The sequence below is a fragment of the Bartonella sp. AP36NXGY genome (genome assembly GCF_042195865.1).
Classification (GTDB): Bacteria; Pseudomonadota; Alphaproteobacteria; order Rhizobiales; family Rhizobiaceae; genus Bartonella.
The window spans coordinates 33,828-45,665 of sequence record NZ_JBHIPD010000008.1 but is presented as its reverse complement, the minus strand read 5'-3'; the positions used below and the strand labels follow the sequence as shown (position 1 = coordinate 45,665).

General features: G+C 40.2%; 7 protein-coding genes. 4 read left to right on the top strand and 3 right to left on the bottom strand.

The window, feature by feature from the left end; translation table 11 throughout:
* Positions 1 to 262 precede the first annotated feature (262 nt).
* Entirely contained in the window at positions 263 to 2,842 is a 2,580-nt protein-coding gene (clpB, locus tag ACFINX_RS04830; protein WP_375668404.1) for an ATP-dependent chaperone ClpB, read from the top strand.
* 404 nt (positions 2,843 to 3,246) lie between these two features.
* On the opposite strand, the gene ACFINX_RS04825 is transcribed toward clpB, so the two are convergent.
* Positions 3,247 to 3,618, bottom strand: coding sequence for a helix-turn-helix domain-containing protein (locus ACFINX_RS04825; RefSeq protein ID WP_375668403.1), 372 nt, complete (start codon positions 3,616 to 3,618; stop codon positions 3,247 to 3,249).
* Between the two features lie 383 nt (positions 3,619 to 4,001).
* On the bottom strand, positions 4,002 to 4,373 hold the full coding sequence (locus ACFINX_RS04820) for a helix-turn-helix domain-containing protein (protein ID WP_375638514.1): 372 nt from the start codon (positions 4,371 to 4,373) through the stop codon (positions 4,002 to 4,004).
* A gap of 1,634 nt (positions 4,374 to 6,007) precedes the next feature.
* Between ACFINX_RS04820 and ACFINX_RS04815 the strand changes: the two genes are divergently transcribed.
* Both ACFINX_RS04815 and ACFINX_RS04810 read left to right on the top strand, forming a co-directional pair.
* Complete coding sequence (locus ACFINX_RS04815; protein WP_375646295.1) at positions 6,008 to 7,243, top strand: MFS transporter; 1,236 nt, start codon at positions 6,008 to 6,010, stop codon at positions 7,241 to 7,243.
* A gap of 643 nt (positions 7,244 to 7,886) precedes the next feature.
* The gene (locus ACFINX_RS04810) at positions 7,887 to 8,282 is read left to right on the top strand and encodes a hypothetical protein (protein WP_375638506.1); all 396 of its coding nucleotides are present in this window, start codon (positions 7,887 to 7,889) and stop codon (positions 8,280 to 8,282) included.
* A gap of 1,707 nt (positions 8,283 to 9,989) precedes the next feature.
* On the opposite strand, the gene ACFINX_RS04805 is transcribed toward ACFINX_RS04810, so the two are convergent.
* The gene (locus ACFINX_RS04805; RefSeq protein ID WP_375668402.1) at positions 9,990 to 10,358 is read right to left on the bottom strand and encodes a helix-turn-helix domain-containing protein; all 369 of its coding nucleotides are present in this window, start codon (positions 10,356 to 10,358) and stop codon (positions 9,990 to 9,992) included.
* 1,132 nt (positions 10,359 to 11,490) lie between these two features.
* Between ACFINX_RS04805 and ACFINX_RS04800 the strand changes: the two genes are divergently transcribed.
* Complete coding sequence (locus tag ACFINX_RS04800; protein WP_375668401.1) at positions 11,491 to 11,727, top strand: hypothetical protein; 237 nt, start codon at positions 11,491 to 11,493, stop codon at positions 11,725 to 11,727.
* Positions 11,728 to 11,838: the final 111 nt, after the last annotated feature.

The following is an 11,838-nucleotide window of genomic DNA, read 5'->3' as shown; positions in this document are numbered from 1 at the left end:
TAGGGGTGATGGTTTAAAAGGGGGAGTGATGATGGGGGTATAAGAAAAGTTGCGGTTTTTATTTAAAATGATAGCGTATTTTTTTTCTCCCTCTTGCTATGAGGCTTGTAGAAACCCATATTCTTTTTAGCACTATGGTTCTTCTTCTTGCTGCTTTTTTCGCGGTGTTTTTTAGAGGCTGGAAAATCCTTTCTGGATGTTTCTTTTGTGGAATATTGGAGAGGTTAAAGTGTGGTGATGGCTTGAGATTTAAGGAAAAAAAATGAACTTGGAAAAATATAGCGAACGCGTGCAGGGTTTTTTACAATCAGCACAAAATAGCGCTCTTGCTTCTGATCATCAGCAGTTTATGCCGGAGCATTTCCTGAAAGTGTTGTTAGACGATTCTCAAGGATTGGCTGCATCGCTTATCCAAAACGCTGGTGGTGATCTTACTCTTATTCAAAAGGCGCTAAAAGAAGCACTTGATGCTTTGCCTAAAGTGCAGGGGGGAAATGGACAGCTCTATCTTTCGCAGCCATTGGCAAAAGTTTTCGCACTGGCTGAGGATATTGCGAAAAAAGCCGGTGATCAGTTTGTGACCGTGGAGCGCATGTTGCAAGCGCTGATCATGGAAAAGACCGCAAAAACAGCCGATATTTTAACAAGTGGAGGATTGACCCCGCAAGCGCTTAATCGGGCAATTAATGCGCTGCGGAAAGGAAAAACAGCAACAAGCCCCCATGCTGAAGGACAATATGATGCCTTGCAAAAATATGCCCGGGATCTCACAAAAGATGCCCGTGAAGGAAAACTCGACCCTGTGATTGGGCGGGAAGAGGAAATCCGCCGCACTATTCAGGTGCTTTCACGGCGTACCAAAAATAATCCCGTGTTGATTGGTGAGCCTGGGGTGGGGAAAACAGCTATTGTGGAAGGGTTGGCATTGCGCATTGTTAATGGCGATGTACCTGAAACTTTGCGGGATAAACAGCTTCATGCGTTGGATATGGGAGCGCTTATCGCTGGTGCAAAATATCGTGGGGAATTCGAAGAGCGCCTTAAAGCGGTGCTGGCAGAGGTGCAAGCTGAAAATGGACAGATCATTTTGTTTATTGATGAATTGCACAATCTTGTTGGCGCTGGAAAATCTGATGGTCCTATGGATGCTTCTAACTTGTTAAAGCCTGCTCTTGCACGCGGAGAACTCCATTGTGTGGGCGCTACTACGCTCGATGAATATCGAAAATATGTCGAAAAAGATGCTGCTCTTGCACGCCGCTTCCAACCTGTCTTTGTACCTGAACCCTCTTTAGAGGATACTATTTCTATCTTGCGTGGTATTAAGGAAAAATATGAACAACATCACAAAGTGCGCTTGGCTGATAGTGCTTTGATTGCGGCGGCGCGTTTGTCTAACCGCTATATTACGGATCGCTTCTTGCCGGATAAAGCGATTGATCTGATCGATGAAGCGGCGGCGCGTTTGCGCATGCAGGTCGATTCAAAGCCGGAAGAACTCGATGCTGTTGATCGGCGTATTTTACAGTTGAAGATCGAACGGGAAGCTTTGAAAACAGATGTCGAGCCAACAGCAAAAGAACGGTTGAAAAATGTGCAGGAGGAACTCAAAACATTGGAACAACAGTCCGCTGAGATGACAAGTGCTTGGCAGGCTGAGAAACAAAAATTAGGGCATGCTGCTGATTTGAAAAAACAACTCGAAGAAGCCCGTAATGCTTTGGCTATTGCACAACGTGATGGACAATTCCAACGCGCTGGAGAGCTCGCTTATAGTGTCATTCCTGAACTCGAAAAACAATTGAGTATCGCGGAAAATGATGACCAACAAAATCATCTCGTTGAAGAGACGGTTACTGCTGAACATGTGGCGCGGATTGTTTCACGCTGGACCGGTATTCCTGTTGATCGAATGCTGGAGGCAGAACGGGAGGCGCTGTTGCGGATGGAAGATGAAATTAGCAAACGTGTGATTGGTCAGGGAGAGGCTGTTCAAGCTGTTTCTCGTGCTGTACGCCGCGCGCGTGCAGGGTTGCAAGATCCCAATCGTCCCCTTGGCTCTTTCATGTTTTTGGGTCCTACTGGTGTGGGGAAAACCGAATTAACCAAAGCTCTTGCTGCTTTTCTTTTCCAAGACTCCAATGCCATGTTGCGCATCGATATGTCGGAATATATGGAAAAACATGCTGGGGCGCGGCTGATTGGGGCACCTCCTGGATATGTTGGATATGAAGAGGGTGGGGTGCTGACCGAAGCTGTACGTAGAAGACCTTACCAGGTCATTCTGTTTGACGAAATTGAAAAAGCACACCCTGATATTTTTAATCTCTTGTTGCAAGTGTTGGATGAGGGACGCTTGACCGATAGTCAAGGACGTACCGTCGATTTTCGTAACACTTTGTTGATTATGACCTCAAATCTTGGTGCTGAGTTTTTAACTGCTTTGCCTGAAGGGCAAACAACCGATCAGGCAAAAAATGATGTTATGAATGTCGTTAAAGCGGCTTTCCGTCCTGAATTTTTAAACCGTATTGATGAGATTATTCTCTTTCAAAGGCTGCAACGTCACGATATGGAAGCTATCGTCGATATTCAGATAGAACATTTGCAAAATTTGCTCAATGAACGCAAAATAACTTTGCAAATCGAGCCAGAGGTGAGAAAGTTTCTTGCCGATAAGGGCTATGACCCCCTTTATGGTGCGCGTCCCCTTAAACGGATTATTCAAAAAGAAATTCAAGACCCACTGGCGGAAAATATCTTATTTGGAAAAATTCATGATGAGACGACGGTGAAAATTACAAAACAAGGAGATCGGTTGGAATTTTTGCCTGAAGATTAAGTTTGGAAAAATTCATGGTATAAAGGGCGGTGATAATCCTATTATGTGATAAACACCGCTCTTTGAGGCGTGCTGATTTAGAAAAATTCACGATGAGACAGCGGTATTTTATTGCAAAGCAAAGGGAGTGGCTGGTGTTTTTGCATGTTAAATCAGCGTTTTCGAATATCGTAGGATTCTTTTACTTCTGTTTGTCGTGAAAACTATTTTCTTGCAATTTTATAAGTGAAGTCACAAGCGGGATTGCTTTATTGCTTTGTGCGTAAAAACGTTAGAGAGAAATGCCGTTTATCCGCCGTAAAACATTGCTCTTTGAAGGGGTGTGGGGAGCTGATCTGAATTTGACTTAAGGATGTTTCGTTGTTTGATATATTAACAAATAATGTTGATCGTTGTGCTGTTGCTTAATCAGAAATTAGCCACAAGATTGCTTTTTGTTTTTTCGGCTGGAGTTCTCTAAAATTTTTCAAAAGGGTGTGTTCTTTTTCGTTATAGGTTTCTTGATTGTGGTGTAAGAGAGTTTCTTTTGTTGAGAGATCTTCTTTTGTGGCAATGTCTGCATAAAAAAAGTTCATAGGAACTTCTAGTTTTTGAGCGATTTCCAGTAAACATTTTGCGCTTACACGATTGAAGCCTTTTTCGTATTTTTGGATTTGTTGGAAACTGACACCTAAATAGTTTCCTAATTCTTTTTGGGAAAGCCCCATGGAAATGCGTCTATGACGGATTCTTTTGCCTATCAAAATGTCGATAAAATGTGGATTTCTAGTTGGCACTTCAAGCCCCCCTCCGGTTGCGAGCGCCCTCGCATTGGTATTCCGGGAGTTAAAGGTACTGAATCCGAGTCAGCTTTTTGCTTTTAGTGCTGAGAAGCACCTGGACATAGCAAAATCTCCCGGAATCCCGGGACACCCGCAAAGCGGGTTCATTTTTACGCTCGGATTTAGGACCTTTAATCCCTCTTGATCGGTGCGTAGACGATCAAAATTACACTTTAAGTGATAAAGTAATTTCAGAAGATTGGCAAGAAAAATCAAGAATTTTCTATTCTATTATGCCGTAAAACATTGCTCTTTGAAGGGGAGCTGATCTGAATTTGACTTAAGGATGTTTCGTTGTTTGATATATTAACAAATAATGTTGATCGTTGTGCTGTTGCTTAATCAGAAATTAGCCACAAGATTGCTTTTTGTTTTTTCGGCTGGAGTTCTCTAAAATTTTTCAAAAGGGTGTGTTCTTTTTCGTTATAGGTTTCTTGATTGTGGTGTAAGAGAGTTTCTTTTGTTGAGAGATCTTCTTTTGTGGCAATGTCTGCATAAAAAAAGTTCATAGGAACTTCTAGTTTTTGAGCGATTTCTAGTAAACATTTGGCACTTACACGGTTTAAGCCTTTTTCGTATTTTTGGATTTGTTGGAAACTGACACCTAAATGGCTTCCTAATTCTTTTTGAGAAAGTCCCATTGCAATGCGTCTATGACGGATTCTTTTGCCTATCAAAATGTCGATAAAATGTGGATTTTTAGTTGGCACTTCAAGCCCCCCTCCGGTTGCGAGCGCCCTCGCATTGGTATTCCGGGAGTTAAAAACACTGACTTGACTCAGCTTTTTGCTTTTAGTGCCAAAGCACCTGGACATAGCAAAATCTCCCGGAATTCCGGGATACCCGCAAAGCGGGATAAATTTATGTGTCAAGTCTTCGGGTTTTTAATCCCTATTGATCGTTGCGTAGACGATCAAAATTACACTTTAAGTGATAAAGTAATTTCAGAAGATTGGCAAGAAAAATCAAAAATTTTCTATTCTATTTATGCCATAAAACACTGCTCTTTGAAGGGGTGTGAAGAGCTAGAATATTTGAGGGCAGGCCTTGATTTGTTGAGCCTGATGAAGTGTTGTCGTTTGAGGGGGGTGTCTGAAGACTGTAAGGGTACTAGGCAAAAAGCTGGGTTCGTTTATAGACTATTGTTTATAGAGTGGTGCGGGGTGGTGAACCTTTCGTTGGCTTTGTTCTTTAAAGATGTAAAAGCGTAAAAACGTATATCCGTAAAAGTGAAGTGGGGGATTTATGGATTTATATATTGTGCGTGTTTTTGGTCACTTTGGGCTTTTGGGGGCGTGGAATGTGGTGCGAGAATTGGGGGAAGTGTCTTCGTGAATGGAAGTTTAGAGGAAGAGTGCTGTTAAGTTGTTAAGTGTGTGACGGGAGAGAAAAAGGGGAATGGAGGATGAAGAGAGTGCGCATGGATAGGGGGAGAGTGTGGGTAAGGCGGTGGTGCAAAGAGATGCGTGAAGGATGGCGGTTTTGGAGATAGGGCTTGATTTGTCGAGCCTGATGAAGTGTTGTCGTTTGAGGGGGGGGTGTCTGAAAATTGTAAGGGTACTAGGCAAAAAGCTGGGTTCGTTTATAGACTATTGTTTATAGAGCGGTGCGGGGTGGTGAACCTTTCGTTGGTTTCGTTCTGTAAAGATGTAAAAACGTATATCCGTAAAAGTGAAGTGGGGGATTTGTGGATTATATATTGTGCGTGTTTTTGGTCACTTTGGGCTTTTGGGGGCGTGGAATGTGGTAGCGAGGATTGGGGGGAAGTGTTTTCGTGAATGGAGGGGGAAGCTGGGAGGAAGAGGGGTGTTCAGTTGTTAAGTGTGTGACGGGAGAGAAAAAGGGGGAATGGAGGATGAAGAGAGTGCGCATGGATAAGAGGAGAGTGTGGGTAAGGCGGGTGTTGCAAAGAGATGCGTGAAGGATGGCGAGGAGATAGGGCTTGATTTATTGAACCTGATGAAGTGTTGTCGTTTGAGGCGTGGGTGGGTGTAAGCTTTATTTTGTGGGGAAAGCTGCTTTTTGACGTGGGATTGTAGATTAGTGCTGGTTGGGAATTTTCATTCTTTGAAACGTGGGGCGGAGGTCAATGTACTAATATAGCAGATTGTGATCTCATAATTTTTACATTCTTTCTTTTTTAAAGCAAATAAGCAAGAAAAATTAATATATTACTTGATATTAGAGTAAATGCTTATATCAAGAGGAGTATTTCTTTAAAAGTTTTCACTTAACTTATTAAGCGATTTATTAGAATAAAAGACTCTTCTGAAGTTCATATCACCAATTGTATCGAAGGAAGTGTAACTTTAAGTGTAGAAAAGTTTAACATCGGATGGTTGATATGAATTTGTTTTTAAAAAAGAGTCCATTAGCTCTTTTTTGCTCTCTCTTTATTTCCAAAGTTGGTGATTATGCTTATGAAGTTGTTTTTATTTTACTGGTCTTAGAATTAACAGATAACACCTTTTTTACAGGTCTTGTGTATTTTTTTCGATTTATCCCTTTTCTCTTTTTTGGCCCTATAGGAGGTTGGTTAGCGGATAATTTTTCTTTGAAGAAAAATATGATCTTAAGTGAAGTTGTGAGATTATTAGCTTCATTGTTTGTTTTTATAACTTATATAACAGGTACGGCACATATCATTGTTCTTATTTTTGCAGCAATATGTACAACGATAGGAAGAAGTATTTTCCAACCAAGTTTTCAAGCTGCTATTCCCAGAATGTTTTCAATAAAAGATCTTACAAAGGCCAATAGCATTGCTCAAATTATCATGGAAACGGCAGCCGTCATTGGCCCTTTGGTTTGTTCCATACTGCTTTTTTTAGCAAATAAATCGGCAGTACTCATTTTTGATTTTTTTACCTATTTTATATCTATTATCATGTTATTTAATCTCATGAATTTAAATTCAAGCGAGAATAAATCATTCAATTTTATAAAAATTTATCGAGAAACAGCTTCATATCTTAAATATATTTCTACAGAAAATAATAATTTATTTATTACGCTCGTTGGATCGTCGTTTGCTATTCTCTTTACGGGTGCTATTTTAAGATTTTTAATTCCAGCTTTTGTTCTTTTTGTGGGGGGAGAGGAAAGCTTTGTGAGTTATATTTTTTCTCTCATGGCTGTTGGAACTATTGTTGGTGGTTTGTTATATAGTAAAATTATATTAAATATTACTTCGTTGAAGCTCATGATATTTTGGCTTCTTTATGGGGTTATTCTGTTTGTTATGCCCTTAGCTGCAGAAATTTATTTAAAATTCCTTCTCGTGTTAGCATTTGTTCTAGGATTTATTGGTGCCTTTGTGGATATTGGTTTAGTTTCAGCTATTCAATTATATTCTCGTCGTGAAGATTTTGGTAAGAGTTTTGGAACCTTTTCAACTTTAGCAAACTCTGCGGAAGCAATGTCTGGCTTTATTGCTGGACTTTTGGCACTCGTGGGATTGTTAAGCTCTTTTTTAGCTATGTCCGCATTAATTATTTCCACCGGAATTATTGGCGTTGTAAAAATTAAGAAAAATAAAGAGTTAACACCTCTTAACACGACAGTCGATGACGACCATTGATATATTTGATATCTCCATGCCGTTTCTTTTTTCTAAAGACGGTTCGCTCATTATCTTATTCATGAGGTAAAAACACAGCTCTTTGAAGGGGGTGATCTGAAACGAATGAGTGGTCAGTGGTGGAAATTTGCTAGGCAAGCATTTGAATTCTTTACAGACCGTTGTTTATAGAGTGGTACGGGGTGGATGAAGCTTTCCTTGGCTTTGTTCTGTAAATGTGGAGAAGCGTAAAAATGTGAATCTGTAAAAGTGAAGCGGAGGATTTATGGGGTCATATATTGTGCGTGTTTTTTGTCATGATATGGAGGGGTGAGAAGGATTGGGGGAAGTGTCTTCGTGAATGGAGGGGAAATGAAGGGTGCTATGCGTTGGTTTATGTAATGCAACACACCATGAAAGTAAGTATACATATACTATATGCTTTACATGTGTTTTTTCGTACTTTTAACATATATATTTTGTGTCTTAAACATAAGCTTTGAGTACTATGAGAGATGGTGGTCGTTTTTTAAACAAGCGAGAAAGTGATTAACTAATGCTTGATAGTAAAGCAGTATGTTGTTAAGGCTATTCTTTGAAAGGAGGCTCTTATTTCTGGTGTAGGAGCTTCTCAGAAGAGAATGCAATTAATAGGGGAGTTAAGATGTCAAAATATTTATTTCCGTTACCGCTTGTATTGGTGGCTGGTTGTGCATCTATCAATAATTATTCATCAAGTTATGTTAGTCCAAATATTACGCAAGATGATATAAAATTAATTGCTAACGATTTTGTTCGTAATCTTAAAAAACCTTTACCGCCCGCTACAACAACACTTATTGTGAAAAAAAATAAAACAGAAGACAACTTTACTCCTGTATTTATTGATCTCTTGCGACGGAATGGATATAACGTGATCTATACAGATCAACCAAACAAACAGCAAAATGGTGTAATCTTGACTTATCAAATAACGCCAATAAAGACAGGTATCATGTCTATGGTTTCTTATGATGAGGTTGGAGTAACGCGTTATTATATCCGCACTTATAATCGATGAAACCCCTTTACCGGTTTGTCTCAAAGAAGTAGATAATGAAGAAATGTGTTTCAGGGGAAGTGTTGGGATTGAATTAATCAATAAAAATTTGCAGATGTGAAAATTACATGTTCAGATGACAATTATTCGTCGTTTCGGTTACAATTTCAGTGTTGTAACGAAGAAAGATGTCGTTTTATCTGTTTGCAATTCTTCATGTTCTATCTCAGTTATATAGCGCTTTTATCGTTTCTGTCTTATAGAAAATTACTTTCTGTTCTACGGCTCTATATGCCAATCTAATAGTCAGATCTAAACAATCAAATTCATATGAACTCTTTACAGAAATCTGTTGTTTGAGATTGTTGGAAAGGTGTTTTGTTTTTATCAAATTGTCGCGTGGTGGTTTGGGAGTTTCCTTTGGCTGCATTCTGTAAAGATGTAAAAGCGTAAAAATGTGAATCTGTAAAATGAAGCGGAGGATTTGTGCTTTGTGAGAGCTTTTATTATGGCATGGAATGTGGTGCGAGGATTGGGGGATGTATTTGTGAATGGAGCGGGGAACGCTGGGATGAAGAGTGCTGTTAAGTTGTGAGTGTGTGATGGGAGAGAAAAAGGGGGAATGGAGGATGAAGAGAGTGTGCGCATGGATAGGGGGGAGAGTGTGGGTAAGGCGTTGGTGCAAAGAGATGCGTGAAGGATGGCGATTTTTAAGGAGATAGGGCTTGATTTGTCAAGCCTGACGAAGTGCTGTCGTTTGAGGAGGGCGTCTGAAGACTGTAAGGGGGGTACTAGGCAAAAAGCTGGGTTGGTTTATAGACTATTGTTTATAGAGTGGTGCGGGGTGGTGAACCTTTCCTTGGCTGCGTTCTGTAATGATGTAAAAGCGTAAAAATGTGAATCTGTAAAATGAAGCGGAGGATTTGTGCTTTGTGAGAGCTTTTATCATGGCATGGAATGTGGTGCGAGGATTGGGGGAAGTGTCTTCGTGAATGGAGGAGAAAGTTGGGATGAAGAGTGTTGTTGAAGTGCGTTTTCTGGAGAAGAGTGTGTGGGGAATGGCTATGAACAGATTGCAGAGCTGATGTGTAAAGAGATGTGAAGAGATAAAAATTGTGGTTGGCTTTTATATTCTATGCGAAATTTAACAATTATATTTGCGTCTATATTTGTATGGGGGATATCCGTGAAATGGGTGTGAGAAGCATTGAGAGATGTTTTTTTAATAAGTGGGTGAATGAGAAATACAATAATAATCCTATTTAGGGGAATTCTATTTAGGGGGAATTCTATTTAGGCGGAAGCCCATTTAGAGGGATGCCTATTTAGGAAAAATCCTATTTTAGCTCTTGTTGTTTTAGACATTGTGTTTTGTATGAGGGGCATTTTGCAGGAAAAGTGTTTTGAGGGATGTGGCTCCCTTAAAGAAAAACACAAAAATATCAAAAGAAAAATATAAAAACTTGACAAGGTAAATGTAAAAAGGTATCATAATGATACAATCGGAATTGTGCGTTTAAATCAGAAGAGATCTTTTGATAAAATTCTGTGAGAGGGGTGGGGATGTTTTTCCAAGGTTTTGGTGTTTTTATCCTATTTTGAAGTTTGTTATCCTATGATGTCGTAAACCGGTGTCGTAAACCGTTTTTTGAGATGTGGTGGTATCAGGCGGCAAGGCTTTAGGCAGAGGGGAATATTGGCAAAGGATGTCGATTGATGCGTTTTTGCCTAATCAGAAATTAACCACAAGATTGCTTTTTGTTTTTTCGCTTCGAGCTCTCTAAAGTTTTTCAAAAGGGCGTGTTCTTTTTCGCTGGTGGTATCTTGATCGTGGTGTAAGGCATGTTCTTTTGTGGGAATATCTGCTGTTAAAAGGTCCGCATAAAAAAAGTTCATAGGAACTGCTAGTTTTTTAGCAATTTCGAGCAAACACCCCGCGCTTACACGATTTAAACCTTTTTCATATTTCTGGATTTGTTGAAAACTGACACCTAAATGGCTTCCTAATTCTTTTTGAGAAAGTCCCATTGAAATGCGTCTGTGACGGATTCTTTTACCTATTGAAATGTCATTAAAATGTGAATTTTTAGTTTGCACTTCAAGCTCCCCTCCGGTTGCGAGCGCCCTCGCATGAGTATTCCGGGAGTTTGAAAGCACTGAGCTCAGCCAGCCTTTTGCTTTTAGTGCTGACAAGCACTTGGACATAGCAAAAGCTCCCGGAATTCCGGGATACCCGCAAAGCGGGATAAATTTATGTACTGAGCGTTCGGGCTTTCAAATCCCTATTTGACCGTTGCGTGGACGATCAAAAACACAGATCAATTCATAAGGCAATTTCAGAAGATTGGCAAGAAAAATCAAAATAATTTCAAAGACTATAAGATTGGGTACTTTTTAAAAAAGTGCGAAATCTGGATTTTTAGTTTGCACTTCAAGCTCCCCTCCAGTTGCGAGCGCCCTCGCATGAGTATTCCGGGAGGTTGAAAGCACTGAACTCAAATCAGCTTTTTGCTTTTAGTGCTGACAAGTGCTTGGACATAGCAAAAACTCCCGGAACTCCGGGATACCCACAAAGTGGGGTAAATTAACGTTTGAGTTTTCGGGCTTCAACTCCCTATTGATCGCTGCGTAGACGATCAAGGCACCTTTTGAGTGATAAAGTAATTTCAAGGGATTGGCAAGAACAATTAAAAGATTTGGAAAATGAGAGCATTTTTTTGTATCTTAAAAATTATCTCATTATATTCTTATGCCTTATGCCTTATGCAGTAAAATATTGTCATTTGAGGTAGGGTGAGATGGAGGCATTAGAGGCAAGGATATGCCGTCGAGGGACCTTCAAGCATATCAATTTATACGGTGCTTTTTGTGAGAGTGTCTGGATATTGGAGGGTAGGGGTTATCTGTTCGTGTCTGGTGAAACAGTATTCTTTGAGGGGTGGTGAGAGGTGGTTGCCCAAATGCAATGTGCTCGATAAAAAGTGGGATTGTTAACAGACTCTTGTTTATTGAGTGGTGGGTTAGTTTGGAAATTTTGTTTGGCTGCCTTTTGTAAAGATAGAAGAGCGTAAAAACGTGAATCCGTAAAAGTGAAGTGAAGAATTTATGCGTTGTATGCTTTTGTCTTGGCATGGAATGGGGGGAAAGGACTGGGGAACGAGTCTGCAAATGAAGTCGAAAGCTAGGATGCAGAATGTGAAAATTGGCGCTGTGGGAGAAGCTTTTTGGTGTGTGTGAAGCTTTGTCTTTTGGGTGGGGTCTTTGCTTCGAAGCGGAATTGATCGGTATTTGTAGGAGCTTTCGCTCTTTGTGTTGGAGAGGGACGGGTGTAAGAATATTCAGAAAAGCCTTGCTTGTTGAATGTGGTGAAATACCGTTGCTTGAGGGGTATGGTGTGCTGATCTGTCTGAGTGGGGTTGGTAGGAGGAAACTGCTACAAGATGTCGGATTCTTGACAGAGCAGTGAAAGACGCTGGTGGAAAAGTTTCATTTGGTTGCTTTCTGTAAAGATGTAAAAGCGTAAAAACGTGAATACGTAAAAGTGAAGTGAAGGATTTATGCGTTGTATGTTTTTGTC